This window comes from Fontivita pretiosa (genome assembly GCF_050410795.1).
In the GTDB taxonomy this organism is placed as follows: domain Bacteria; phylum Planctomycetota; class Phycisphaerae; order Tepidisphaerales; family Tepidisphaeraceae; genus Fontivita; species Fontivita pretiosa.
In genome coordinates, this window is record NZ_CP191258.1 from 2,109,509 (window position 1) to 2,134,271 (window position 24,763).

Sequence of the window (24,763 nt, forward strand, 5' to 3'; positions counted from 1 at the left end):
TTCGTGGCCGCTGCGCGCTATCGCCTGACCCGGATGGCGCGCAGCGGCAGCGAGATGGCGTTGAACAGATTGTTGTAGATGTTGACGGTCATGAACCTCAGGGCCTCGACGGCCGGGCGTGCTTCCGGTTCGTGAATGCGCGGCAGGAAGACGACGATTGCGGCCAGTCGCATCAGGGCGCTGAGCGCGAACAGGACCTCGAAATATCCGATGGGTGCCAGTCCCGGGATGCCGGTATCCCATCGCCAGCCTTCGCCGATCGTCTGCGCGATCAGTCCGGAGCTCAAGCCGCCCAGCGCGCCGGCGACGTTGCAGACGACGTTGTTGACGGCGAAATAGGTGGTGCTGCCGGTGCCCTCGTTTTCATCGGTCTGAGCAAACTCCATGATCATGTTGAAGTGAGCGACTTCGACGCCCGCGTACAGCGCCGCGCCCAGGGCGCCCAAGACATACCCCAGCCAGATCGCGCCCGTATTCATGAAGCACCAGCCGAAACCAATGGGAACAAAGCCGAGCGAGGCGATGATCAGCACGGGTTTTCGTCCCATGCGATCGACGGCCTTGCCCCAGGCCGAGAGCACCAGCAGTTGCGCGATGGAAGGTGCAACCAGAAGAATAAGCTGCACCTGCGTGTTGGTGATTCTGAGTTTGTCGATGAGGTAGAGGGTGGCGAACTGCCCCATGAAGCTGATGGCAAAGGTCATGGTGGCGGTGAATCCGGAGAACCAGAGGAAGGGTTTGTCGCGCAGGGGTCTGGCGAAGATGGCCAGCAGCGGCTGGGTGTGCGGGACGGTGGGTTTTCCGGGGATTTTGAGGTAAAGGGCGATGTCGATGACGCCGAAGACGGCGGCGACCATGAAGATGTACCCGCACCAGCGGAGAATGCGCAGCGGCTCGACGACGCTGGTGGTTGATCCTGCGCCGCCGGTGAGACGATCCAGCACCAGGCCGGTGATGATCGCCGCCGGAATCGCGGTGAAGATTCCGATGCTGCGTCGTCGGCTGAAGTAATGCCCGCGGATGCGTTCGGGCACGATATCGGCCATCCAACCGAACCACGCCGGACCTCCCAGCGATTGCCCGCAGTAGTTGAGAAAGACCAGCAGGAGAAAGGCGAGCAGTGCGGCGAATCGGGCGGCCTGTGGGTGGGAATCGGCGCTGGAGACGATCCACAGCGGAACCAGCGCGATCGGAAACCAGAGCATCCGGTGCAGCAGGTGGGTGATCAGGAAGATGCGTTTGCGTTGTCCGGTCTTGTCGATGATCAGGCTTCCGGGCAGCGAGAGCAGCGCGGCGATAAAGGGCATGGCCGACAGCAGCCCGAACTGGAAGGGCGAAGCGCCCAGGCTCTGGGCAAAGAGGGTGATGGGAGCGCCGGAGGTGGCCGAGTAGTAGACCGAGCCGAACAGCCAGGCGACGGTAACGATGGTCAGTGTCCGGCGAAGGCTGTGCCGCCGGGGGCGTGGCTGCAAGAGTCGCTGTATGGGCAGTTGTTGAAGCGATGGCGCGGTTGGGGCTGGGTCCGCGTATGGGGGCGAAGTGATCGCGGGTCGATCCGTGGCATTCGCCAGGGCCGAGATAAGCCGCTGCGTTGTTTGTCGTTGCGGGGTCGGATCTGACCGGCCATCCGAGGCCGTGCGTTGGTTCATTGCATCCATAACAAGGCCGACCATCGTCGCCAGGCAATTGGCGGTGTGCAAGGTATGGGCTTTGCACTGTTGGCCAATGGCCCGGCGAGTGCGTCGCAATGCCGTGGCGGGCGCAATGAATTTGACCGTTGTGCGATGTACGCCGCAAGGGGCATGATGACAAGAACGTGAATCAGGCGTGTGACCGGCGTGCGCATGGTGCGCAGCTCCGGGATGCCGCCACAAACAGTTGGTCTGAATGTGCAGGGTGCTTTCGGGCTGCGGGAATCCACACCGAAAGGAGTACGTCATGCGTACAGATCGTTGTTTATTTCTCGCCGCCGCGATTGCACTGGGTGGCATCGCCGTTCCGGGAACGGCATCGGGGCAGGATCCTCAGCCCGGCCCGGCCGAACGTGCCGGGCAACGGATGGATCGCGCCGCCGATCGCGCCGGGCAGGCGATGCAGGCCACCACCCAACCCGGCGAGGCGTTGGCGCCGGACGCCGAGGACATCCGTGAAACCCTCAAGTCGGTGACGCATGCGGCGTTCACCAAAGGCGGGTTTGACGACCTGGTCGAGCGGTTCGTCGATGCCGACCGCAATCGCCTGGGCCAGGATGGCTTCCCCGAGCGCGAACACCAGACACTGGATGGTCGGATCGCACAGCTTCAGAAGGACTGGAAGGCCAAGTATGACCAGGACTTCAAGATGGGCGACAAGGAGGACGTGTTCACGGCGTCGTTCGCGCAGATCATCCAGAGCGAAATTGGGGCAGGCGCGCGGCTGGCGGGTGAGCGGACGCCAGCCGAGCCGGGTGCCGAGCCGCGCGTTGATGCGCCGCGACCACGTGACGACAGCCAGCGGCTGGGTGGCGGGGACACCAACCGTGAACCGGGACGCAACATCGCCACTGTGACGATTCCCGCCGGACATGGCCTGCCGGAGCTGCGCGTCCCGCTGATCCATGAGTTCCCGGATGTCTGGCGGATCGATGTCCCGGACAACTACTCGGCCCAGCAGTTGCACGACAACCTGCTGAAGCATCTGACGATGTTCAACGAGCAGAAGGACCAGTGGCCGAACGATCCGAACGAAGCGTATCGGGCGGCGGCGCATCACGTGCTGGCGGCGGTGATGAACGTCGATGCCACCGAGGGCGGGCAGGGAATGGAGGGCGGTTTGATGCCGCGGCAGCCGCAGCAGGCGCCCGGCGGCACGGTGCCTCCGGCCAACCGCTGATCACGCTGCCATGATCGCTTGCAAGGCAACACCAGGCCCGGGGAGCTGACTCTCCGGGCCTGGTTGTTGTCCTGCGTTTGTCTTGTGCCGATTCACCGGGCGGCGTCGCGCTTGCCCAGGGGCCTGCCACCGGTAGCGGTCGGATCACGAGGAAATCGGGGATCGGTGCTGGCGATCTTGGGGATCTCGACGATGACATGATGTTCGGTGCCGGGCAGGGCGACGGGATGCACGACGGGCTGGCCGCCACCGAGCAGGCGGATGGCCTGGGCGGCGGCGGGAAGCTCGTCGGCGATCTTGGCGCCCTTCATGGCCAGCACCTTGCCACCCCGCCGCGCCAGCGGCAGGCACCACTCGGCCAGCCAGGCCAGTTGCCCCACGGCACGGGCGGCAACCACGTCGAAGGATTCGCGGCGATCGGTTCGAGCCACCTCTTCGGCCCGCGCATCGGCCACCTGGACATTGTGCAGTCCCAGCTCGCGTGCCGCGTCGCGCAGGAAGGCGGCCTTTTTTTTCGTCGATTCGATCAGCACGACCTGCGCGTCGGGGCGGACAATCGCCAGGGGGATGCCCGGCACCCCCCCGCCGCTGCCCACGTCCGCCAGACAAAAGGCTCCTGCCGGCAGGAATGGCAGCAGAGTCAAGGCGTCGGCGACATGAAAGATTTCGGCGGCGGAGCGGTCGGTGATGCGCGTGAGGTTCATTCGCCGGGCGTTGGCGTCCAGAAGCAGATCCAGGTAGTGCGTCAACCTGGCGTGCTGCTCGGGGCTGAGCGTCAGCGACGCTCGCGAGGCCAATTCGGACCAGAGCGGGTGGATCAACGGTTGTTGCATCGTCGGTTCGGTGCCGGGCTGTCCGGCGGCGCGGTTTTTCCGGACCGCTGCATCGTAGTCGATGCTGGTCGGCGGTCGCGAGTAGGCTACAAAAATATACTTTATTTTGCGCAGATCCCGGGGTGACAGCCGCAGCGGAATTCCCCATAATCCCTGCCCACCATGAGTTCGCCGAATCGCGCCGGGGATACCGTCGCAGACCCCGCGGTATCCACCGGAATCATCGACAGGAGGTCGAAGGCGCATCCGGCGTCCGCATCGGCGTCGGCATCGGTTCTGTCCGATGCGCTGTATCGGATGAAGCAGCGGGTACGATCCGGACCTGCGCGAACGATCGCGCATCGGACCGGTCTGCTGGGCGCCGGTCGCGCCATCTACAACCGGATGCTGCTGCGCCGCGGCATCGCGCGGCGGGAAATCTGCGGACAAGTGCTGGATTTTGTCGTGCGCAGCCGCTTCGAGATCACTGAGATCGACGGACTGTTTGAGGAGCGCGCGTTCATCGACCGCTGCCTGAATTGCCTGCGCGACGGCGATGTGCTGTTCGACGTGGGAGCCAACATCGGGATCGTGTCGCTGGCGGCGGCGCGACGCGCCGAGGGGATGCGGGACGTGACGGTCCACGCCTTTGAGCCGGAGCCGGGAAATCTGCGTCGCCTTCAGGACAACATCGAGCTCAACGAGCTGTTCACGGTGAATGTCGAGCCGGTGGCGTTGGGCCGGCAGCCCGGACACGCCGAGCTGTATCTTGCCGAAGGCGAATTCGCCGGCGGGTCGCACGCGATTGCGCCCACGCCCGCGACCGGCGGCCGCTCGATCCGCATCGAGCTGGACAGCGTGGACAACCGCGCCCGCGTGGGCGAGGCGGTTCCGACGGTGATGAAGATCGACGTGGAAGGCGCCGAGATGGAGGTGCTGCTGGGCGCCGAGCGGACGATCCTGGCAGGGCGGGTGCGAGAGTTGTTCATCGAAGTTCACGTCGGCCGGATTTTCACGGAGGGATTCGACCCGCAGCGGTTGCAGTCGTGGCTGGAGGCTCGCGACTTCGAGCTGGTCTGGTCGCGTCCGCGCGGGACCGAGATCCACCAGCATTACGTGTTGAAGGGTTGTTGAGTGATCGACGCAGGCATCGCCTGCCGCAGGGGCGATGAGACCGATAACGCCCGCGCGGATTGCCGCGCGGGCTTTTTCATGCGCGTCGCGCGTCGCGTGGCTGCCGCTCCGATCATACCGGTCGTATCGATCCGCATCTGAATAGTCCGATAGTCTGCCGCCGCACAGCACAGTGCGGGGCATTTTCGCGTCGAAAATCACTGCCTGGCCATTAAGTGCGCGCCGAGCCGCTCCGATCTCCAAGCGGGAGATTGGGAGAAATGGCCTGAACAGGGTCTTTGCGGCAGACGGGGAAGATTTGCCTCGGCCGCGTGCGCCGGTCCCACCCAGCCATCCCCCAACTCCATCGCAGCCCCGCCGCGAGTTGTGATCGCGGGTCCTGCCGCCAGCGGGACGGGAACTGCTGGTTTTTTGTTCAAGGAGTGCGGGAGATGCGTCGTAGCAACAAGCCCCCACGGCACCACAGCAGCATCAGCAAAACGGGCAAAACAGGCACAGGCAGGCGTCGGCGCGCGCCGGGGTCGGGCCAGCCGGCACTGCGCTCGGCGGTGGCGTTCGAGTCGCTGGAGCTGCGGCAACTGATGGCGACGGTGAACGTCAACGACTACGGCGCCACGCCCAACGACGGGCGCGACGACTCGGCCGCCATCAACGCCGCCATCCGCGCTTCGGGCGCCGGCGACATCATCCAGTTTGGCAATGGCATCTACACGATCGGCGAAGATCTTGAAGCGCGCGGCGAAGGACGCATCTATCAGGGCAGCGGCAACACCACTCTCCAGGCCACACGCGGATACATCTTTCACGTGGCCGTGGACAACGCCACGTTCCGCAATCTGATCCTGGATGGTCCGGGGATCCAGCTCGAGCGCGCTGGCGGGGGAATGAACAGCAACATCGTCATCGACAACAACGAATTCCGCGTCCGCTCGTATCGCGCGCCCAACGGAAGCTGGTGGTGGAACGGCGTGGAGTTCACCACCGGCCTGCGGAACAGCCAGATCACCAACAACCGCTTCACGAGCATCGCCGGGGACAACGGCATCTTCGGGTATTACTGGGACAATCTGCGGATCGCCAACAACGAGTTCCTCAACGGCAACGAGGGAATTCATGTCATCGATCACAGCGACAACAGCCGCAATCTGCTGATCGAGCAGAACTACTTTGCGTACCTGAGGCGGATGGGGATCGAGTATCAGGGTGGAGGGCACAACACGATCATCCAGGACAACTTCTACGAGAAGCCTGTGATGAGCGGCAACTTCCACGACAATGACAGCACGTTTGCCTACTCGATCATCGCCGACCGGTCGGTGGGCACGATCGTCCGCCGCAATACCAGCATCGCGCCCGAGCGTCCGGACGGGACGGGCGTGCGTGTAATCTTCGAGATCGGCGGCGACAATGCCCTGATCGAGGACAACTACTCGGTGGGGGGCAATCACGTGGTTGCCGCCAACGACTTTCTGGGCAGCACGTCGGTGCTGGTGCGAAACAACCGGTTCGTGGGATACCGGATCGGTCCCAGCGGTCGGAACCTGACGTCGATCAACAATGGCCCGGACGTTCAGCTCACGTGGGACATCAACCGTGGGCGGCCGGGACCCAACCGTCGATTCGGCGGGACGGGAGCCGACAACAACCCGCCCGTCGGCGAGCCGACGGACCCGACGACTCCCAAGCCCACCGTCGTGGCGCCGGCGCGGCTCCAGGCGATTCTGACCGACAGCGGCTCGGTGCTGCTGAGCTGGCGCGATCAGTCCGCCGACGAGCAGGGGTTCAAGATCGAGCGGTCCGGCGACGGCGGCGCGACCTGGGAGCAGATCGCCACCGTCAGCGCAAACAGGAACAGCTACGTCACGGCGGCGCAATCGCTGGGGATCAAGCGCGTCTACAGCTATCGCGTGCGCTCGTACAACGCCAACGGGGACTCGGCGTACACCAACGTCGCCACGCCCGTGCCCATTGGCGTGCGGCGCGTGCAGGGCGTGACGTATCTTTCGGACCTGCGATGGACGAAGATGGTGAACCATCCCGGGCAAGGCTCGGCCGAACGCGACCGCAGCAACGGCGAGCTGTTTGACGGAGACGGGCGGATCATCTCGCTTCGCGGCAGGACCTACGAGAAGGGGATCGGCGTGCACGCCGGCTCGGAGATCCGCTACGCGCTGGACGGCAAGTACACGACGTTTCTGGCGGACATCGGGCTGGACGACGAGACGGCCGGCGCCGGCTCGGTCATCTTCGAAGTCTGGGCCGACGGAGCCAGGCTCTACAGCAGCGGCGTAGTCAACGGCTCGGATCCGATCCAGAGCGTGAACGTCAACGTCAGCGGCAAGCGCGAGCTGGTGCTGATCGTCAGGGACAACGGGTCGGACTTCTGGGACCACGCCGACTGGGCCAACGCGCGGCTGGTGCGCGCGATTTCCTCGCCGCGGCCGGTGGAACCGCGTCCCGATCCGCAGCCGAACCCGGGCGGCGATCCGACCGACGGCGTGGAACCCCCGCCGGTCGTGCCCATCGAAGGCTCGGTCTATCTGAGCGACATCCGGTGGCAACGCGTTCACGGCGAAGCCGAGCTGGACCGCAGCAGCGGAACGATCATGTCCTCGACGGACGGCGGGGTGATCACGCTCAACGGCACGCGCTACGCCAAGGGCCTGGGCGTGCACTCCACCAGCAGGATCCTGTACAACCTGGACGGCAAGTACTCCACGTTCATCAGCGACATCGGGCTGGACGACGCGGTTGGAAGGCTCGGATCGGTCGTGTTCCAGGTCTGGGCCGACGGAGCTAAGCTCTACGACAGCGGCCGAATGACCGGCGCCAGCGCGACTAAAACAATCAGCATAGACGTGGCCGGGAAAAAGCAGATGTGGCTGGTGGTTGACCGTGGCGGCGACGACCGGCACTCGGACCAGGCGAACTGGGCTGGTGCGAGGCTGACGCTGGCGCGCAAGACCGTCGCCGCCGCCCCGCGCCCCACCGGTGGCGAGAATCGCCCCGCCCCCACGCCAGCGCCGACCAGGCCGACGGCGCCAGCGGGCGGATCCGACGTCACCTACCTCAGCCATCTGCCGATCGTCAACCAGACCAACACCCGCGGTCCGGTCGAAATCGACTCCAGCGTGGGACAGGTAGGGATCGACGACGGCCGAACCATCACGCTCAATGGCGTCCGCTACACGCGCGGCATCGGCACGCACTCGGACTCGAAGCTGGTGTACAACCTGGCCGGGCAGTATACGACGTTCATCACCGACCTGGGGATCGACGACGAAGTGGGCAACCGCGGATCGGTGGTGTTTGAGATCTGGACGGACGGGACCAGAGTCTTTGACTCCGGACGAGTCACCGGGGCCAGCGCGACGCAGACGGCGGTGGTCAACGTAGCGGGCAAGAGCCAGCTCTGGCTGGTCGTCCGCAGCGCCGGCGACGGCTACGACAGCGACCACGCCGACTGGGCCGGGGCACGGCTGCTCAAGGCGGCATGAACCGGCTGATCGGCTGGACGCACGCGGCTTGATCGGGCCGCAGCGCAGGGGATAATCCTGATCATGTGTTCCACTCTCGCGCGTCGCAATGCGGCATGGATTGCTTGCCTGGTCTGCATCGCGCTCAGCAGTGTGCTGCGGGCACAGCAACCGCCGGCAGAGACGGATGCGTCATCGCCCCGGGCCGCCGTCAAGAGCTTGTACGCCGCCGTCATCCGCGGCGACGGGCAGGCGGTTCGCAAGTTGCTGATCGTCGAGAACGATCCGGACAGGCAATTGGTCGGCGCGTACGCGGAGTTGATCCTTTCGGGCAAGAAGCTGAGCGACGCGGCGAAGCAGAAATTCCCCGGCGCGGTGGGCGCGTTCACGCAGGGCACGGTCTCGCCGGAGGACGCCGCCCGCGTCGATGCCGCCCCGCTTACCGTCGAAGGGGATACCGCCACTCTGCGACTGGAGGATCGCGACCAGACGCTGAAGCTTCAGCGTCAGCCGGACGGCTGGCGACTGGTGATGCCGGACATGGTTGGCGACGATCCGCAGCACCGGATCGATCGGCTGGCGCTGCTGAAGGGCCTGTCCGAAGCGATGACGCTGTGTGCCGAGGAGATCAACGGCGGCAAGTTCGCCACGGCGCAGGATGCCGAGAACGCCGTGCGCGACCGTCTGGGCGCGGTGCTGGACAAGGTGCTGAAATCCAACCCCCCGACGAGCAAGCCGGCGACGCGACAGTGATGCGCAATTCGCATCGCGCTCGGTGCGTCGATCAATTCGCCCGGCGGCGCGGCTCGGAACCGCGATCGTGCCTCATTTCGTTCGCTCTGCCTGCTTATTAGTAGTCCCCTTGCCCCGCCCCGCCATCATCGTCTTGTATTGCTCGATGTACTTCCTGGCGGGAGTGCGCGCGATAGCCTGGCCGATCACGTCAAGCGCCAGGTCGTCCAGCTTCCTGAAGCGGATGCACGACTTGCCCATGTCCAGCTTCTTGCCGCTCTGTTTCCACGCCTTGCGGAACCACGCTTCGCTTTCCTTGTTCCCGTAGATGCACATGAGGTACAGCGACATGTGGTTTTTCTGGGAGGCCAGGCATGCAAAAGGCAGAGGTTGCCTGGGGTCGCAGTGATACCCGGCGGGGAAGACACGGTGCGGGACGCAGTAGCTGATCATCCCGTAGCTGATGCCTTCCTCGTAATCCTTGTCCAGGTTTTTGAGGATGACATCGCGGACCGCCCGCATCGCCGCCTGTCGATCCTCGGGAAGCGACGCAAGGTAGGCGTTGACGGTCTGCGCGTTGTTGTTCATCGCCCGTTGTCGGCCCGGAGGAAGCGCACGGCGTCGGCGATCACGGTGCCGTCGGTGCCGTCATTGCGGATGACGACAAAGCCATTGGTGCCGGCGGCGAAATGGAACTTGCCCAGCAGGACCCAACCTGCCCCGCCGCGATTGCGCTGGTCCACCGTCAGCGTCTTTTTGGCCCGATGTCCGTCATCGTCGTAGTAGATGTCGATCGGGACGTTGGTGGCCTGGTCGGTCGATCGCGTCCAGCGGGTGTAGACGTAGTATTCGCCTTCTTCCGGCAGGTTCGGGGTGAAGCGCACGCTCTTGGTCCCCTTGCCGCTGTTGTCGTCACTGAGGAAGTTGTTGCCATAGGTGAAATCCACCTTCGGCAGCACCGACCAGTCGCCGCGAACCGTGGCCCGGCCGCTGGAGTTGTCCACGATGACCTCGCCCGGGGAGAGTGTGGTGGCCAGCACCGTGCGGCTGAACGTCGATCCGCCCGAGAAATCGTTGAATGCGCGGATGCGGTAATAGAAGGTCATTCCCGCGGGCAGATCGTCGTCGTAGACGGTGGTATTCGGGGGCAGATTGATGTTGACGAGGTTGAGCTGGAAGCTGGGATCCTCGGCGCGCTGGAGGGTGAAGCTGGTTTCGTTGTCGGACATGTCGGTCCAGCGCAGACGGATGGTATCCGAATCCAGCGCCTGGGCGCTCAGATCGCGCGGCGCCGCGGGAGGCGGCGGCGGGGCAATCTTCGTGAACGAGGCGCTGGCGCCGCTGACCAGTCGCAGACCGGCCAGATTCGTGATCGGCGTGCCGGTGTCGGCCAGCGTGAGGGTGTAGGTTCCGGGCTGGGCGTTGAGATTGGCCAGGTTTCCCAGGAACCAGGTTCGCCCGCCGTCGCGGGTGCGGAGCGTGTTGGCCCCGGTCAGCAGGTTTGGCCCGCCGGCGACGCGGAACTGAAGATCGGCGATGTCGAAGCCGCTGACCTGCTGGCTGAAGATGATCTTCATGGTGCCCACGGCGGTGTCGGTGGGATTGGGCGAGACCTTGGCGATTCGGACCGACGGCGCGGAGACGAAGGGCCTGATCGCCGCGAAGGCGTCGATCAGCCCGAACCCGCCCTGCGGATCCCACTGTCCCGCCTGGCCACCGTTGAGAGGGATAGCGGTTGACTGAAGCGCCGCCTTGATCTGGGCTGCTGATGCACCGGGCAACGCTTCACGAATCAGCGCTCCGACCGCGGCCACATTAGGAGTAGCGGCGCTGGTTCCGGGGAAATTGGGCAGCACATCATCATCTTCGGGGACATCCGCTCCGAAGAAGGAAGTGTTGATGTTGTCGATGCCCGAGATGTCGGGCTTCAGGATTGTGATGGGCGTGGGCAGGCGATTGCCAGCGGCATCGAACACCCGCGTTACTGGCCCTAGGCCGCTGAACAGCTCATTGTTGATGGGTGCTGAGGAATCGGTGCGATACGGCGGAGCATCAAAGAACGCTACCGCGCCGACGGTGATCGCGTCGGCAGCACCGAGATGTCCCCAAATGGCGGATTTGTCTCCCGGATACTCGGTGGTGAAGCTCCCCAGGGTGCCGCCATTGTTGACATACAAAAGCTTGAAGCGAGTGGGAAGCGGCGAGCCGACGACTCGATCGGCCACACGGATTTCAATGTCGTAGGTTCCGAATGGGAGGAAAAGCGACTCCAACGGCAAGCCTGTGGCAACGTTGAACGATGTTGCCGCCGCAAGCACCCGGTTGCTGCCGGCTCGATAGACATACAGGTCCAAATCCGTGTTCGCGCTGCCGACGACTCCGTTATACGGCTCGTCCCATTGGAGCATGAGTTGACCGAAACCGTTGACGGTCACGCGCATCCGGGTGTCAACGGAGGCACTGGGGTCGAAATCAATGAAGCGTTGACCGTTTACGCTGGCGTAGTCGGCGACGGCACCATATCCCTGATCAGCGAAATTGTGCGCGAGGACGAAGTATACTGCACCATCCGACGTGACTGCGTTGACCGCCTGCTCGATAACACCTGGCTGAAAGACGGGCTCTGCCGGGTAGATGACGTCATCGGCAAAGATCTCAACGCCAGCGTCGCGCAACGCGCGGATGTTGCGTGCAAAGGTCTGCTGCGTCGGGCTGGTCGTTGCGAAATAGAGTTGCGCATCTGGAGCCAGATCATGGATCAGCTCCATCATTGCGCGCCCTTCGTCGATGCCAACGGGATAGTCGACCAGTATGCGGGTGCCCAGGGGCAGATCACCGGTGGCAATGGAGCCAGCCAGGCGATTGCCTGTTGCGCCCGCGCTGTCCGACAGCACGCCGACCTTCACGCCAGCACCAGTCAACCCATAAGCGGCACGAACGCGCTGCACGTTCTGGGCCGCGTCGGCCTGGTTGTCTGCGACGCCGGCGGTTCCGGTAATCGGCCGGTAACTCGGGGTTAGCGTCGCCACGCTTGGGTGGCTTGCCAGAGTGCGCAACTGCGAGACCGGCACCCAGGCATCGACAGTGGACAGCGCCCTATTGCGAATGATGAATGATCCCTGAACATCGCGTACGGCCTGCGTGATGCCGTCCAGCCCGTCGCGTCCGCGGATGGTCACGGCGATCCTGGAGCCGTCGAACATCAGGTAGTCGTTCAGCGCGGACTTGTAGTTCTCGTCGGTACCACCAGCGCGGCGATGCAGCCGGTACTCGCGGTAAATGTCGATGAGCTGCTGCCCGGCGTTGGCCATGGGACCGTTCTTCACATCCGTAAAGTCGTTCGTGGTCGGAGTGAAGACTGGCAGGTTGTCGATGTGCAGCGGGTTGCGTGGGATGGTGGGCACGATCGCGGTGGCCAGCAGCGTGCGCGATTCCAGCGGCTCGATGGCCCGTGGGGGGCAGGCTGTGGGGGGCTTTTGCCCGGGGGTGTGACTGCCGATGCTGCTGATCCGCCGCTCAGAACGTTTACGCATGGGTGCGAACCTTCCAACAGAACCAGGTTGCTTTTGCCAGGGAGCCAGGAAGATCACGGATTCTCGGGCAAGCCCGCATTCCTGTCAAAACCAGGCGGCAGGCCGGGTTGAGCCCAAATCCATCTGCCAGTTTAATCCGGTGTCCGCCGCCGGCCGAAAATGGACAAGCGCCTGCGACAGGCATACAAAGGCATTGGATGCCCTAAAGACGACATGACCGCCCCGACGATTACACCTGCGGCGCCGGCACCAGCGCCGCCGCCGCCTCCCCCGCCTCCGTCGCCGCTGGCGCCGGCGCGACGCGAGGAGTACAACCGGCTGGAGCTGAACTTCCGCAAGCCGATTCCCCGTCCGCCGGTACGCGGCGCGGTCATCGACTTTCATACGCATCTTCTTGCCGCCCGGCACGCGCCCGCCTGGTTCGAGGCCGCCGATCACTACGGCATCGACAAGTTCGTCAGCATGACCCCGCTGGAGGAGGCCGTCCGCCTCCAGCGCGACTGGCCGGGACGCATCCACTTCATCGCCATTCCCCGCTGGGGCGAATCCAACTACGACGAGTGGCTGCGGCGGATCGACGCGTTCTACAACCTGGGCAGCCGGATCGTGAAGCTGCACATGGCCCCGGGGACGATGCACGTCCGCAAATACCGGCTGGACAGCCCGCAAATCCGGCGGATCATCGATACCGCCGTGGCGCGCGGGATGATCATCATGACCCACATTGGCGACCCGGAGACCTGGTATCAGGGTCGCTACAACGATCCGCAGAAGTTCGGCACTCGTGAAGATCATTACAAGATGTGGGAAGACGTGCTGGCGACAGTGCCGGATCACCCCTGGGTGGGGGCACATCTGGGCGGCAATCCGGAAAACCTGCCCCGCCTGCAGTCGATGCTGGATCGCTTCCCCAACCTCTACCTGGACAACAGCGCCACGCGATGGATGGTTCGCGAGATCAGCCTGCGGCGAGACGCGGCGCGCGAATTCTTCATCCGCAATCAGGATCGCATCCTTTTCGGTTCCGACCAGGTCAGCGGCGACGACCGCGGATTCGACTTCCTGGCCAGCCGCTTCTGGGCTCACCGCAAGCTGTGGGAGACCGCCTACATCGGCCCCAGCCCGATTCTCGACCCCGACTTGCCACCGGATGCCCAGCCGGAGATGCGCGGTCTGGCGCTGCCGGACGCCGTGCTTCAGAAGCTGTATCACGACAACGCCGTGAAGCTGATGAAGCGTGTGGGGGTCGATCTGGAATGAAGCCACCGGCTGGCGGAATGAAGCCGCCGGCTAGCGGCCGGGCGAATCGTCCGGCTTCTGTGGGGAAATCTGCCGCAGATACTCGAAGGAATAGATTCCGGTATCGTGCCCATCCGAGAAGGTCAGCTTGATCGCGTAGTTGCCCACCATCTGCGCGGAAGCGACGGTGACCTGCCCGCTGTAATTGCCCGGCAGGATAGTAAGCAGGGGCTTTTTCTTCTGGGCCGGCGAGATGTCGTGCGGATCGCTGCCTTCGCGAATGAGCTTGCAGGAAGCGCATGGACACATCGAGCGCAGATAGCTGATCGGGTAGATGCTCTTCAGGCCGTCCTGCCAGTCAATCTCCAGTTGCTGGTCTTTCTTCAGGTGCAGTCGGGTTGGTGTGGTTTGAGGGCTCAGCACGTGAATATGGTAGCAGACTGGCGGGCGGCGATCAGCGGCGCAGCAGCATCCAGGCGACCAGGCCGATGACGGCCATCAGCCCCGCCACCGCCCCGCCGGTCTTGCGGGCACGGCGATGCCGTTGCGGCACGCGGCTCAGCCGCAGACGCCTCAGACTGCGGTAAACCTGTTCATCCGGACGAAACGCACGTCGGCCGTGAATCCACATCGCACTATCGCTGTTTGGGGGCGCGTCGCGGCGAAGTCGCTCGCTGCATCCTTCCTGCCAGAAGCCTTCGCCATGCGACAACGCGGATGTTACTGCATGCCGTATCAGACGGCACAGGTCAAGTCGAATCCAGCCTGGCCTTCAGCCGCTGCTGAACCAGCTTCGGATTCAGCCCGCGGGTGCTCTTCATGACCAGGCCGACCAGCGCGCCCATGGCCGCCTGCTTGCCGGCCTTGTAGTCCTGCACCGGTTTGGGGTTCTGGGCCAGAACCGCGTCGATGGCGGCGTCGATGGCGGCGGTGTCGCTGGACTGAACCAGACCCAGGCGCTGCGCCGCCGTCTCGACGTCCTCGGCCGTCTGCGACAGCTCGCGCAGCAGAGGCAGCGCGCTGGCGGCGGCGATCTGGTTGGCGTCGATCATCGCCGCCACCTTCGCCACACGCGCCGCATCCACCGCCAGCTCCGGGATCTTGACTCCACGCTCATTGGCGATGGTCGCCAGAACGTTGATGACCAGATTTCCCGCGCGTCTGGGCGAGGCGCCGGCGGCGATCATCGCCTCGAAAAAGTCCCCCGTCGCCCGATCCCCCGCCAGAATCGCCGCATCCGCAGGCGAAAGCCCCAGCGTCTCGACGTATCGCCTGCGACGGGCCGCGGGCAGCTCCCCCACCTGCGAGCGCAGTTCCGCCAGCCACTGCTCGCTGACCTCCACCGGCATCAGGTCCGGATCGGGAAAGTAGCGATAGTCGTGCGCCTGTTCCTTCTCGCGCTGAAGAAACGTCGTGCCGCTGGATTCGTCCCAGCCGCGCGTGCTGCGCTGTCCCAGCGAGCCGGTCTGCTCCCAGTGCTGAATCTGCCGGCGAATCTCGTAATCCGTCGCCCGCTCCAGAACGCTGAAGCTGTTGACGTTCTTGATTTCGGTGATCGCGGTCTTGTGCACGTTGCCGTCCTGATCGGTGATGTGCACGTTGATGTTCGGCTCGAAGCGCATGTGCCCCAGTTGCATCTGTCCCTCGGAGACCCCCAGAAACTGCACCAGCTTCTGGAGTTCCTGGGCGAAGGTCGCCACCTGCCGGGCGCTGGAAAGATCCGGCTCGGTGACGATCTCCAGCAGAGGCGTGCCGGCGCGGTTCAGATCCACGATGCTGTGGTCGATCGGAAAACCTCCGGGCGCTTCGTGAAGCAGCTTGCCGGCGTCTTCCTCCAGATGCGCCCGGCGAATGCGCACGCGTTTGGGGTCGCCGTTCTCATCGACAATCTCGAATTCTCCCTGATAACACAGGGGCAGGTCGTACTGGCTGATCTGGTAGTTCTTGGGCAGATCCGGGTAGTAGTAGCTTTTGCGATCCCACTTGGTATGCCGCGCGATTTTGCAGTTCAGCGCCAGCCCCACCATGATCGCGTACTCGACGGCGCGCTTGTTCATCACCGGCAGCGTGCCCGGCAGACCGAGCACCACCTCGTCCACCAGCGAGTTGGGCGGGGCGCCGAAGTTGGTCGCGCCGTTCGGCACGGCGCTGAACATCTTGCTCGCCGTGCACAGCTCGACATGAATCTCCATCCCCACCAGCACGCGATACGACTTGCAGATCCGCTGTGACATCGCGAGCAGAGTATATCGGCGCCTGGGGCCAGGCCAAATCCGCCGGGCACAGTTGACCCGGATTGCGCCGCTGCCGATAACAACCGCCCGAGATGTCATGGCCCTGGCAGCTCATCTCCGTGCCGATCCTGATCCTGCTGAACGCCTTTTTTGTTGCCGCCGAGTATGCGGTGGTTTCGGTGCGGTCGCCGCAGATTCAGACGCTGCGGATGCGTGGGCGGTCGCGTGCCGCCGACGCCATCGCCCGCCTCAGGGCCGACATGCCCAGCGCCATCGGCGCCATCCAGGTCTGCATCACCATGACCAACCTGATGCTGGGATGGCTGGGTGAGCCGGCGATGTCGCGACTGCTGGATGGCCTGCTGTCGCCGCTGGGACTGATCCTGCCGCGCGGGGTCTCGGTGGTGATCTCGACGACGCTGTCGTTCATCATCGTCACGCTGCTGACGGTGGTGGCCAGCGAGCTTCTACCCAAGGCGCTGACGCTCCAGCACACGCTGGTCATGGCGCGACTGACGGCAAGGCCGATGCTGCGCATCATGCGTCTGATCCGGCCGCTGGTGTGGCTGATGAACACGATGGCCAGCGGCATCTCGCGCGTGCTGGGGCTGGGGCCGGTGCGGATCGAGCGCGACGTCCACACCGCCGAGGAGATCATGTTGATCGCCTCGGAAGCCGCCGAGGCGGGCGCGCTGACGCCGCGGCAGCGTTCGCTGATTCTCAACAGCCTGGCGCTGGGACGAAAGACCGCCGAGCAGATCATGGTCCCGCGGGTGCGAGTCGCCTACTTGGACCTGCGAAAGCCGATGCAGGAGAACTTCCGCGTGGTGGATCAGCACCTGTTCAGCCGCCACCCGCTGACCGACGGCGGGATGGACCGGGTGGTTGGCGTGATCTACACCAAGGAGTTTCTCACCGCCTATCACGCCGGCGCCGACACCAGCATGCTGCCGCTGATCGTCCGGCCGCCGGTTTTCGTGCCGGTGACGCTGCCGCTGGATCGGCTGCTCACGATTTTCGCGGAAGAGCAGGCGGACATGCTGTTTCTGGTGGACGAGTATGGCGGGGTCGAGGGTATCGTGACGATCCGGGATGTCATGGATGAGCTGGTAGCCGACGTCCCGACGCCGATGCTCAGGCAATAATAGTCCCTGGCTGACGTTATATCGGATGGCAGCAACCAGAATATTGCCAAGGGAGTTTTGGTTATGAGGTCCGTTAACAGAGGCAGGTTTGGGCAAACGATCCTGATCGCGATAACGATTCTGTGGGGCGCGGCCATGTCGATCGGCACGGCATCGGCGGCCGAAGAGCCGAAACGCCCGCCGGCAACGGCGCGTGCCGGGGGCGGGCCTGCGCGATCGGCGCTGCGCCCAGGTGCGGTTCTGGAACGCCTCCGCGAGCTGCTGGATGAGCTTCAGCTCAGTGATCAGCAGAAGGCCGACATCGAGGCGATCCTTCAGGAAGCGCGTCAGAAGTGGCGGGCGATGGCCCAGGAGCTGCGTGACGCCGATCCGCAGTTGCGTTTCGAGCGTGGCCGGCAATTCGTCCAGGAACTGATCGGCAGGATCAAGTCGAAGCTGAGCGATGCGCAGGCGGAGAAACTCGAGCGACATTTGCAGGAGCTGCGTGAGCGGATCGCGGCAAGGGAGGCGGGCCGCGGGCCTGGCGCGGCGACTCAGCCGGGTCTGGCCGGCCCCGGGCCACGCATCACCGCGGCACTGGAGCGACTGCGTCAGGTCGTCGATCAGCTCGAACTGAGCGACCAGCAGAAGCAGCAGATCCGCCAGCTTTTCGCCGACACCCGACGCAAAATCGCCGAGATCCGTGAGCAGGCCCGACAGGATCTGCAAGAAGCGCGCGAACAGCTTCAAGCCGTGATGCAGCAACTGCGTGAGCAGTTGTCGCAGATTCTGACCGAAGAGCAGCGTGCCAGGCTTCGCGAGCTTCTGCGTACCGGCCCGGATCAGGAACAACGCCCCCCGCGCGAGCTGAGAGAGCAACGTCGGCAGGATCAGCCACCGCGCGATCGCGCCCCGGAACGCCGGCGAGGGGATCGGAATCGGCCCGGGCCGACCACCGGATCGGCCCAGGCCGATTCGGCGGAGGAGGCGGCGCCCTCGGCGTTAGCGCCTCCGGATCCGCGGGAACCGGATCTGGGGCGAGTGGCTCCCGACTTTACCCTCTCGAAGCTGGACGGATCGATCGTCCAGCTTTCATCGCTTTATCGGGAACGCCCGGTGCTGCTGGTCTTCGGCTCGTTTTCCTCTCCGACGTTCCGCCAGCGGGCGCCGGGGCTGGAGCAGATCCGGCGCGAATTCAGCGGCCGGCTGAATCTTCTGCTGGTCTACACGCGCGAGCATCATCCGGTGGGGCAATGGGAAGTGGACCGCAACACAGAAGAAGGGATCGCGGTTGAGCAACCCGCCGAACCCGAGGCGCGGGCAGCGCTGGCCCGCCGCGCCAGGGCGGCGCTGCGACTGAGCGTGCCGATCGTGATCGATACCATGGACGATGCCGTGTCCGGTCTTTACTCCGCCCGCGAAGGCTGCCCCGCCTTTCTCATCGCCCGCGACGGCACGCTTGTAGCCAGGCAACGATGGTTCGAGCCATATGCCATGAAACGCATCATTCAGGATGCGCTTGCCGCCGGGCCGCAGCAGCCAGCGCCAGCCACCTCCATCCCCTCTGCACAACCGGGCTGATCCGCATGTCACAGGTCGCGCATCGCCCGTGATACAGGAAGTCGCGATACACCCAGCATTGCCGAGCCGCAGTTGAAGCTTGTCTTGTGGCACCGGATCGCCGATGCTCTGCGGGCATGTCCATCTGTCAGATTCACTGGTTCAGCAAAGTCCTGGACAAAACCGTCGCCACGACGGTGATTCTCCCCGACGCCGGCAGGCCGCCGTTCGCAACCTACTACCTGCTGCACGGGCTATCGGATGATCACACGATCTGGCATCGCCGCACGCGCATCGAGTGGTACGTGAGGCAACTGCCGTTGATGGTGGTCATGCCCGATGGGTACCGCGGGTTCTACACCAACATCAGCAACGGCCCGGCCTACGCGCGATACATCTCCGAGGAGCTGGTGGGGTTCATACAGAGGACATTCCCGGCCAGGGCGTCGCGGGCGGCTCGATGCATCGGGGGACTATCGATGGGCGGATACGGCGCCCTGCGCGCGGCGCTGGCCTATCCCCACCTGTACGCCAGCGCCAACAGCCACTCCGGCGCGCTGATGCACGGTTCGAAAACCTGGCCGCGAAGCAACGGTATGGACCGATCCGACGTCTTCGGCGCTGACCCGCGCGGGACCGATCACGACCTGCTTCACCTGGCCGCCCGGGCGGGGCGCCAACGCCCGCTGCCCAGATTGCTCATCGATTGCGGCACCGATGACTTTCTGCTCAAGGACAATCGCGAGTTTCACCTGAAGCTGGAGGCGCTGGGCGTGGAGCACGAATACTGGGAATACCCCGGCGGACACGACTGGGACTACTGGGACAACCACGTCCGCGATGCCATCGCGTTTCACGCAAAGGTGCTGAAGCTCAAACCCTTCCGGCAGTAGCAGACGCGCAGTGACAGGCGCGCGGTGACAGACGCGATCACCAAACAGCACAGCCGGCAAGCTTGCCCGCCGTTGGTTGCAGGCGTCGTTGCGACTGCCAACGGCGAACGTGCTTGCCGGCTGCACGGGAAAACACAGGCGGCGCGATCAGACTCCCGAATCGCGCCCGCCACGATCTTCACGCCGCCAGAGGCTGCGCGGACAGGTACAGGCTCAACATCCCCCGGTCCAGGTCTTCCATATCCACCAGTCGCCCGGCCACGTCCACGCGCTTCTCATCCACCTTCTGCACGCGGCTGACTGCCAGCCAGCCCACCCATTCGCGCTTCGGTTGCAGGCTGGGTCCGCTGGCGTCCACGAACGGGCAGATGCCGGCGTATTCGGGCAGTTCCAGCCGCAGGCGGATTTGGTTCTCCGGGCGAATATTCTGCTGGTCGGTGCGAATGCGCACTCCCCCGGCCGACAGATCGATGATCTGCCCGAACGGCTTGCCCACCCGTCGGGCGCCATCCCAGCGTTCGACAGTCAGCCCCTGCTGTTCCAGATCGGCCCGGCGGTGCGCCCGGCGTTCGGCTCGAATCTTGATCTCGACTTGCGGCTCGTTGTGGTCGCTGACAATCTGGGCGGCTCGCTCGTGCAGGGTTGTCATCGCATCGCTCCTCTTGTTGAACTGGTCAATCTGGCAACCCTTCTATCGGATCCGACAACCCCTGACTTTTGTTAATTTGGGTATTTTCGTGAACATGGGAATAAATCGCCTTATCGGACCAGCCGCCACAGGAAATCTCCGCCAGACCGGGAATACCATCCACCGCCCCAGAATTGTCTGCAAAGGGAAAGGAGCAACAATGACCAGACTCTGTGCAACCGTGGCGATGGTGATCGGGCTGATCGCTTGGATCTCGCCTCTTCACGCCGCCGATACCTACAAGATCGACCCCGTTCACTCCTTCGTGGTGTTCAAAATCGGACATCTGGAAGTGGGTTACGTCTGGGGAACCTTCCCCGGCCCCACCGGCAGCTTCGTCATTGACACCGGCAACCCGGCCGCAAGCTCGCTGGAGGTGCACGTCAAGGCCGAAAGCGTCCACACCGCTAACGACTCCCGCGACAAGCACCTGCGAAGCCCCGACTTCTTTGACGCCAGACAGTTCCCCACCATCAGCTTCAAGAGCGACTCCGTGAAGCAGATCGACGAGAACACCTACGAGCTCAGCGGACAGCTCAGCCTTCACGGCGTGACCCGCCCGCTGACAGTCACGCTCAAGAAGGTCGGCCAGGGCGATAAAGGCCCGCAGTTCGGCTATCGCGCCGGCTACGACACTCAGTTCACCATCAAACGCAGCGATTTCGGGATGAAGACCATGCCCCAAGCCGTCGGCGACGAGGTGACTGTTTTCGTCAGCTTCGAGGCCGTGCGGCAATGAGCATGTCCCCGCTGGGCGGGCTGGTTCGGCGACCGCGCCGATCGTCTGCCCGCCGAATCCGCGGCTCAGCACAACGCGATGCCTCACCCACGCGACATCCTCGTGCCGGCGGCCGTGTCGCTGATCATACTCTCGCTCGCCTGGCGCGCCTGGCGCAGCCAAGCGCGCCCTCTGGCCGGCGGGTACTGGGGCGCTGCGGCCGCACTTGCCGCAGGATACGCCTCGAGCTTCCGCTCGATCACCGGCGACTGGCCACCATTTCCCCCCATCGACGCTACCGGATGGACGCTGTATCTGGCGGCGGGCGTGGCGCTGCTCTCGATCCTGCTGGAATCCATCCTTCGCCTGCCGATCGTGGTCCGGTGGATCGGGCTGTGCCTGTTGTTCATCGCGATGTTCGCCATCCTGTTTGCCAACAAGCTGCGGTTCGGGGTCTGGACCGGCTGGGAAGCAGTTGGATGGATCGCCACGGCCGGCATCCTGACGACGATGTGGTGGATCAGCTTCGAGCACGTGGCGAACGTGGGAGAGCGCATCGCCGTCGCATGCGCCGCCCCGATCCTCGCCGCCGCCGTCGCCTTGATGTTGATGATGTCCGGCTCGATCATCCTCGGTCGGCTGGGACTGGCGGTGACCGGGGCGGCCATCCCGCTGGCGATCATGGCGCTGTGGCGAAAGGACCGCTTCGGCCCGCAGCGAGGCGGCAACACCGTCCTGAGCGCGCTGCTGGGATGTCTGCTGTGGTCCGGATATCACCTGGCCGAGCTTGGGCCATGGCCGCTTGGTCTGCTGGGAGCGGCGCCGCTGCTGCTGTGGGTGGGGCGGGCGCCGGGATTGCGGCGGCTGCCCGTCGCCGCACGCACCGTGGCAATGCTGGCGGCGGTCATGGTGCCGCTGGCGCTGGCCGCCGCACTGGTCGTTCCCCAGTTCCTGGATACCCTGCGCAGCGGCAGTGATCCGTACGCTCCATAGAGCCCCCCGCCCGGCGACGGCGGCACTGCTACGGCGATCCACGACTGTCGGCAGATTGTGGTCCCCGTGACAATTTCCCCGAAGCTGCTATAAACTCGCTGCAAAGACTGTACGGCAGCAGGAGGAACCGATCTGGTAACGATCTGGTGAGTCACATCGCATTTGCGCCGCGTCGCTCCGAATTGCGCTGGTTGTCATGTCGAGTGCATTGGATCGCGAAATGGATCGCCCCTGACCAGTGCCGATGTCTCGGCGGGGTGACCGCGTGGTCGTCCCGCAGGACGTGGGTGTGGCAACACGAATGCCATCACACCGTGTTGTTTTTCACACGGCGCCACGCGCGCCGATGCGAGCAGACATGTCACGCCGGTTCATCATGCGGATCGAGTTGACCGCGGGGGCCAAACAGAAGCTTTCCGCCCTGAGCGAAAAGCATGGCATGACCCAGGTCGCCATGATGTCGCGACTGGTCGAGTGGTTCGCCAGTCAGAACGAATTGATTCAGGCCGCGGTCTTGCGGCACTATCCCAGCGAGATCGAGGCCGATGTCGCGAAGCTGATTCTCAAGCGGATGGCTGGCGAGAAGTAGCCCCGGCCATTGCTGCGCCGGGGGGACAGGCGGATTGTCACTGTCAGTGTGCAGGTCCCGACGGGCAAACCGAGGACCCCGAAGGGAATCTGATGCGCGCCCGTTACCTGGCGGAGGCTCAACCCTGCGTGGTCGGCGGATGCGGATCCAGCCACTCGGGCAGATCGCTTGGCTGGGCCAGCGGATTGGATTCGATGAACAGCTTCCATCGAGCCGCCAGTTGCGGGTATCGCCTCAGAAATGCCTGCCACGCCGCGTAGTGCGAGCGGAAAAGAAAGCTTTGTTCGGCCAGTGCCGCCGCCTGGCGCTGCGCGTCAGTCAACTGCTTTTCCAGTTCGGCGATTCGCGCGGTGAGTTTCTCGTTCTCGACGGTCAGCTCATTTCGGCGATCCTGGGCAGCACGGAGCTGCGCCAGCGCGTCCTGATACTTGCGATTCAGCTCCTCGGGATTGACCTGATCCTGCGCCATGGCCGACGAAGTGGCCCACAGCGCCGCGCCCACCACCAGGATCAACCCAAGCACTGCGTTCGTGCCTGCCCGGACCCGCCAGCACATAGACCGATTCCTTTCCATCCGCCGGCTCTCCCCCGGCCGCGGTCAGCGCATTCTAAGGTTCCTTACGCGGGCCAACAATTCCGCGCCCCTTCATCACCACTCAGCCCCGATCCGCGTCGCTGCTGCGTCATCTGTGCAACGGATCATTGGACGTTGGACTGGTCGCCCCGCCGCGGGCGGCTACAATTTGGTGTCAATGGATCCGGGAGCCGCGACGGTATGATCGACTTCCCCTGCCTGTGCGGTTTCAAGTTCTCGGTGCCAGCAGACCTGGCCGGGGGGCTGATCCAATGCCCGCAATGCAAGCGACTCAACGACGTGCCAACCCTGGGGGAGATCAGCAATCTCGACGGCGAAGGGATCTACAAGCTGGAACCATCGCCCCAGCGACATGAGCCCCAGCGGCTGGGGGAACTGTTCACCGCCTTCACTCGCCAGCACTTTGACGCCGAAGGGAATCCGATCGATCTGCGGCTGACAATGCAGGATGTGCTGCGTGCCGGCGGAGAGGAAGTGCCGCTTGAGCTGCGCGACCAGGTCCGTCCGGGCGCGCCCAGGTACGATCCGATTACCGGCGAGCTGATCCGCCCCATTGAGGTCAAGCCCGACCAGAGCTACGTCAGCCCCAAGGCGCCGATCCCCACCGCCCAGCTTGCCCCCAAGCCGCCGCCAAAGGCCATCGACGGCATCGATCTGCCCGATCCACTGGAGCTGTTTCGCATCCCGTTGCGCCTGCTGCGGCCAATCAATCTGCTGGTCATGTTCTTCATGCTGCTGGGACACCTCATCGCCCAGTTCATGCTCGCTGCCATCGCGGCGTTTTACTGGATCCTGATCCCCTTCTGGGCGATGTTGCATGGCGTGCTGATCGCGCATTTCGGGAACGTGATCGATGAGACCGGCCCGACCAGTCGCGATGAGCTTCCGGCGCCTCTTCGCTCGGTGAGCTTTCAGGAGGATTTGTTTGCACCGCTGGTGCGGATCATCGCAGCGCTGGTCGTGTGCTATGGTCCGGCCCTGCTCCTGCTGCTCACCGCCACCGACCTTCCGTCGCAGGTCAGGTGGGTTCTGAGCGGCTGCCTGGCGGGGGCGGGGACGGTCTTTTTCCCGGCGGTGGTATTGACGCTGATGACCAGCGGCAGCGTGCTGAACCTCCGCCCGGACCGGCTGGTCCGCGTCATGTTCATCTGCGGCGCGGAGTACCTGGTGGCCATCATCACCTGGGCGATTGGCGGGCCGCTGTACCTGGCGGGCGCACTGCTGGTCAGCGCCGCGGGTGCGGGAGCCTTAAACGAGGATGTGCGACAGTGGCTCGCCTTGCCCTCGTACATCCGCTGGTATGTGTCCTGGGGTGTTCTGGCGGCGGGGGTGTACCTGCTGCACCTTTTGTGCTGGCATCTGGGCACGCTGTACCGACGACATCACTTCGAGTTTCCGTGGGTGTTCCAGCGTCACATCCGACAGCCGCGGGAAACGCCCCCGGGCGGATTCCCCCTCAGCCAGCCAGCCGCTGCCGGGCCGACGCGCCTGCCGCAGGCCACGCCCGCGGCGCAGCCGGCTGCCGTGCATCCCATCGATCAGCCGCAGTCGCACATCGCCTGAACGCGATCT

General features: G+C 64.4%; 21 protein-coding genes. 12 read left to right on the top strand and 9 right to left on the bottom strand.

What is annotated here, in order from left to right:
• Positions 1–17: 17 nt before the first annotated feature.
• Entirely contained in the window at positions 18–1,472 is a 1,455-nt protein-coding gene (locus tag ACQS5P_RS08585) for an MFS transporter (RefSeq protein WP_428940482.1), read from the bottom strand.
• A 466-nt stretch (positions 1,473–1,938) separates the two neighbouring features.
• Here ACQS5P_RS08585 and ACQS5P_RS08590 point away from each other — a divergent pair, with 466 nt between their 5' ends.
• Positions 1,939–2,871 carry a hypothetical protein gene (locus tag ACQS5P_RS08590; protein WP_428940483.1) on the top strand — a complete coding sequence of 311 codons (933 nt, stop codon included), beginning with the start codon at positions 1,939–1,941 and terminating at the stop codon, positions 2,869–2,871.
• Between the two features lie 92 nt (positions 2,872–2,963).
• On the opposite strand, the gene rsmG is transcribed toward ACQS5P_RS08590, so the two are convergent.
• Positions 2,964–3,704 carry a 16S rRNA (guanine(527)-N(7))-methyltransferase RsmG gene (gene rsmG / locus ACQS5P_RS08595; protein ID WP_428940484.1) on the bottom strand — a complete coding sequence of 247 codons (741 nt, stop codon included), beginning with the start codon at positions 3,702–3,704 and terminating at the stop codon, positions 2,964–2,966.
• 162 nt (positions 3,705–3,866) lie between these two features.
• Here rsmG and ACQS5P_RS08600 point away from each other — a divergent pair, with 162 nt between their 5' ends.
• The 3 genes from ACQS5P_RS08600 to ACQS5P_RS08610 all read left to right on the top strand — a co-directional run bounded on the left by ACQS5P_RS08600 (position 3,867) and on the right by ACQS5P_RS08610 (position 9,046).
• Positions 3,867–4,817 carry an FkbM family methyltransferase gene (locus ACQS5P_RS08600; RefSeq protein ID WP_428940485.1) on the top strand — a complete coding sequence of 317 codons (951 nt, stop codon included), beginning with the start codon at positions 3,867–3,869 and terminating at the stop codon, positions 4,815–4,817.
• A gap of 431 nt (positions 4,818–5,248) precedes the next feature.
• Positions 5,249–8,314 carry an NPCBM/NEW2 domain-containing protein gene (locus tag ACQS5P_RS08605; protein ID WP_428940486.1) on the top strand — a complete coding sequence of 1,022 codons (3,066 nt, stop codon included), beginning with the start codon at positions 5,249–5,251 and terminating at the stop codon, positions 8,312–8,314.
• A 63-nt stretch (positions 8,315–8,377) separates the two neighbouring features.
• Complete coding sequence (locus ACQS5P_RS08610) at positions 8,378–9,046, top strand: hypothetical protein (RefSeq protein ID WP_428940487.1); 669 nt, start codon at positions 8,378–8,380, stop codon at positions 9,044–9,046.
• Between the two features lie 72 nt (positions 9,047–9,118).
• On the opposite strand, the gene ACQS5P_RS08615 is transcribed toward ACQS5P_RS08610, so the two are convergent.
• Positions 9,119–9,613 carry a DUF1801 domain-containing protein gene (locus ACQS5P_RS08615; protein WP_428940488.1) on the bottom strand — a complete coding sequence of 165 codons (495 nt, stop codon included), beginning with the start codon at positions 9,611–9,613 and terminating at the stop codon, positions 9,119–9,121.
• Positions 9,610–12,558 carry a S8 family serine peptidase gene (locus tag ACQS5P_RS08620; protein ID WP_428940489.1) on the bottom strand — a complete coding sequence of 983 codons (2,949 nt, stop codon included), beginning with the start codon at positions 12,556–12,558 and terminating at the stop codon, positions 9,610–9,612. Before ACQS5P_RS08620 ends, ACQS5P_RS08615 begins: the two co-directional genes overlap by 4 nt.
• A 213-nt stretch (positions 12,559–12,771) precedes the next feature.
• Here ACQS5P_RS08620 and ACQS5P_RS08625 point away from each other — a divergent pair, with 213 nt between their 5' ends.
• Positions 12,772–13,818, top strand: a complete 1,047-nt coding sequence (locus tag ACQS5P_RS08625; RefSeq protein WP_428940490.1) for an amidohydrolase family protein — start codon at positions 12,772–12,774, stop codon at positions 13,816–13,818.
• A gap of 30 nt (positions 13,819–13,848) precedes the next feature.
• Here ACQS5P_RS08625 and ACQS5P_RS08630 read toward each other — a convergent pair whose 3' ends face one another.
• The 3 genes from ACQS5P_RS08630 to gatB form a co-directional block, all read right to left on the bottom strand.
• Positions 13,849–14,220, bottom strand: coding sequence for a DUF971 domain-containing protein (locus ACQS5P_RS08630; protein WP_428940491.1), 372 nt, complete (start codon positions 14,218–14,220; stop codon positions 13,849–13,851).
• Between the two features lie 31 nt (positions 14,221–14,251).
• Positions 14,252–14,428: a hypothetical protein gene (locus ACQS5P_RS08635; protein ID WP_428940492.1), complete on the bottom strand. Its 177-nt coding sequence runs from the start codon at positions 14,426–14,428 to the stop codon at positions 14,252–14,254.
• Positions 14,429–14,546: 118 nt separating this feature from the next.
• A complete protein-coding gene (gatB, locus tag ACQS5P_RS08640) occupies positions 14,547–16,031 on the bottom strand; it encodes an Asp-tRNA(Asn)/Glu-tRNA(Gln) amidotransferase subunit GatB (protein WP_428940493.1) in 1,485 nt (494 codons plus the stop codon).
• Positions 16,032–16,123: 92 nt separating this feature from the next.
• On the opposite strand from gatB, the gene ACQS5P_RS08645 reads away from it, so the two are divergent.
• From ACQS5P_RS08645 to ACQS5P_RS08655, 3 genes are all read left to right on the top strand, one after another.
• Positions 16,124–17,176, top strand: a complete 1,053-nt coding sequence (locus ACQS5P_RS08645; RefSeq protein WP_428940494.1) for a hemolysin family protein — start codon at positions 16,124–16,126, stop codon at positions 17,174–17,176.
• Positions 17,177–17,239: 63 nt separating this feature from the next.
• Positions 17,240–18,736: a deiodinase-like protein gene (locus ACQS5P_RS08650; protein WP_428940495.1), complete on the top strand. Its 1,497-nt coding sequence runs from the start codon at positions 17,240–17,242 to the stop codon at positions 18,734–18,736.
• 116 nt (positions 18,737–18,852) lie between these two features.
• A complete protein-coding gene (locus ACQS5P_RS08655) occupies positions 18,853–19,608 on the top strand; it encodes an alpha/beta hydrolase (protein ID WP_428940496.1) in 756 nt (251 codons plus the stop codon).
• 178 nt (positions 19,609–19,786) lie between these two features.
• On the opposite strand, the gene ACQS5P_RS08660 is transcribed toward ACQS5P_RS08655, so the two are convergent.
• On the bottom strand, positions 19,787–20,257 hold the full coding sequence (locus tag ACQS5P_RS08660; RefSeq protein ID WP_428940497.1) for a PilZ domain-containing protein: 471 nt from the start codon (positions 20,255–20,257) through the stop codon (positions 19,787–19,789).
• Between the two features lie 199 nt (positions 20,258–20,456).
• Here ACQS5P_RS08660 and ACQS5P_RS08665 point away from each other — a divergent pair, with 199 nt between their 5' ends.
• From ACQS5P_RS08665 to ACQS5P_RS08675, 3 genes are all read left to right on the top strand, one after another.
• The gene (locus ACQS5P_RS08665; protein ID WP_428940498.1) at positions 20,457–21,035 is read left to right on the top strand and encodes a YceI family protein; all 579 of its coding nucleotides are present in this window, start codon (positions 20,457–20,459) and stop codon (positions 21,033–21,035) included.
• A gap of 78 nt (positions 21,036–21,113) precedes the next feature.
• Entirely contained in the window at positions 21,114–22,007 is an 894-nt protein-coding gene (locus tag ACQS5P_RS08670; RefSeq protein WP_428940499.1) for a hypothetical protein, read from the top strand.
• 358 nt (positions 22,008–22,365) lie between these two features.
• On the top strand, positions 22,366–22,596 hold the full coding sequence (locus ACQS5P_RS08675; RefSeq protein WP_428940500.1) for a hypothetical protein: 231 nt from the start codon (positions 22,366–22,368) through the stop codon (positions 22,594–22,596).
• 118 nt (positions 22,597–22,714) lie between these two features.
• Here ACQS5P_RS08675 and ACQS5P_RS08680 read toward each other — a convergent pair whose 3' ends face one another.
• Entirely contained in the window at positions 22,715–23,152 is a 438-nt protein-coding gene (locus ACQS5P_RS08680; protein ID WP_428940501.1) for a hypothetical protein, read from the bottom strand.
• 219 nt (positions 23,153–23,371) lie between these two features.
• Here ACQS5P_RS08680 and ACQS5P_RS08685 point away from each other — a divergent pair, with 219 nt between their 5' ends.
• Positions 23,372–24,754, top strand: a complete 1,383-nt coding sequence (locus ACQS5P_RS08685) for a hypothetical protein (RefSeq protein ID WP_428940502.1) — start codon at positions 23,372–23,374, stop codon at positions 24,752–24,754.
• The last annotated feature ends 9 nt before the right edge of the window (positions 24,755–24,763 follow it).

Coding starts and splice junctions, on each gene's coding strand:
- ACQS5P_RS08590 (WP_428940483.1), top strand. CDS start 1,939: ATGCGTACAGATCGTTGTTTATTTCTCGCCGCCGCGATTGCACTGGGT.
- rsmG (WP_428940484.1), bottom strand. CDS start 3,704: ATGCAACAACCGTTGATCCACCCGCTCTGGTCCGAATTGGCCTCGCGA.
- ACQS5P_RS08600 (WP_428940485.1), top strand. CDS start 3,867: ATGAGTTCGCCGAATCGCGCCGGGGATACCGTCGCAGACCCCGCGGTA.
- ACQS5P_RS08605 (WP_428940486.1), top strand. CDS start 5,249: ATGCGTCGTAGCAACAAGCCCCCACGGCACCACAGCAGCATCAGCAAA.
- ACQS5P_RS08610 (WP_428940487.1), top strand. CDS start 8,378: ATGTGTTCCACTCTCGCGCGTCGCAATGCGGCATGGATTGCTTGCCTG.
- ACQS5P_RS08615 (WP_428940488.1), bottom strand. CDS start 9,613: ATGAACAACAACGCGCAGACCGTCAACGCCTACCTTGCGTCGCTTCCC.
- ACQS5P_RS08620 (WP_428940489.1), bottom strand. CDS start 12,558: ATGCGTAAACGTTCTGAGCGGCGGATCAGCAGCATCGGCAGTCACACC.
- ACQS5P_RS08625 (WP_428940490.1), top strand. CDS start 12,772: ATGACCGCCCCGACGATTACACCTGCGGCGCCGGCACCAGCGCCGCCG.
- ACQS5P_RS08635 (WP_428940492.1), bottom strand. CDS start 14,428: ATGTGGATTCACGGCCGACGTGCGTTTCGTCCGGATGAACAGGTTTAC.
- gatB (WP_428940493.1), bottom strand. CDS start 16,031: ATGTCACAGCGGATCTGCAAGTCGTATCGCGTGCTGGTGGGGATGGAG.
- ACQS5P_RS08645 (WP_428940494.1), top strand. CDS start 16,124: ATGTCATGGCCCTGGCAGCTCATCTCCGTGCCGATCCTGATCCTGCTG.
- ACQS5P_RS08650 (WP_428940495.1), top strand. CDS start 17,240: ATGAGGTCCGTTAACAGAGGCAGGTTTGGGCAAACGATCCTGATCGCG.
- ACQS5P_RS08655 (WP_428940496.1), top strand. CDS start 18,853: ATGTCCATCTGTCAGATTCACTGGTTCAGCAAAGTCCTGGACAAAACC.
- ACQS5P_RS08660 (WP_428940497.1), bottom strand. CDS start 20,257: ATGACAACCCTGCACGAGCGAGCCGCCCAGATTGTCAGCGACCACAAC.
- ACQS5P_RS08665 (WP_428940498.1), top strand. CDS start 20,457: ATGACCAGACTCTGTGCAACCGTGGCGATGGTGATCGGGCTGATCGCT.
- ACQS5P_RS08670 (WP_428940499.1), top strand. CDS start 21,114: ATGCCTCACCCACGCGACATCCTCGTGCCGGCGGCCGTGTCGCTGATC.
- ACQS5P_RS08675 (WP_428940500.1), top strand. CDS start 22,366: ATGTCACGCCGGTTCATCATGCGGATCGAGTTGACCGCGGGGGCCAAA.
- ACQS5P_RS08680 (WP_428940501.1), bottom strand. CDS start 23,152: ATGTGCTGGCGGGTCCGGGCAGGCACGAACGCAGTGCTTGGGTTGATC.
- ACQS5P_RS08685 (WP_428940502.1), top strand. CDS start 23,372: ATGATCGACTTCCCCTGCCTGTGCGGTTTCAAGTTCTCGGTGCCAGCA.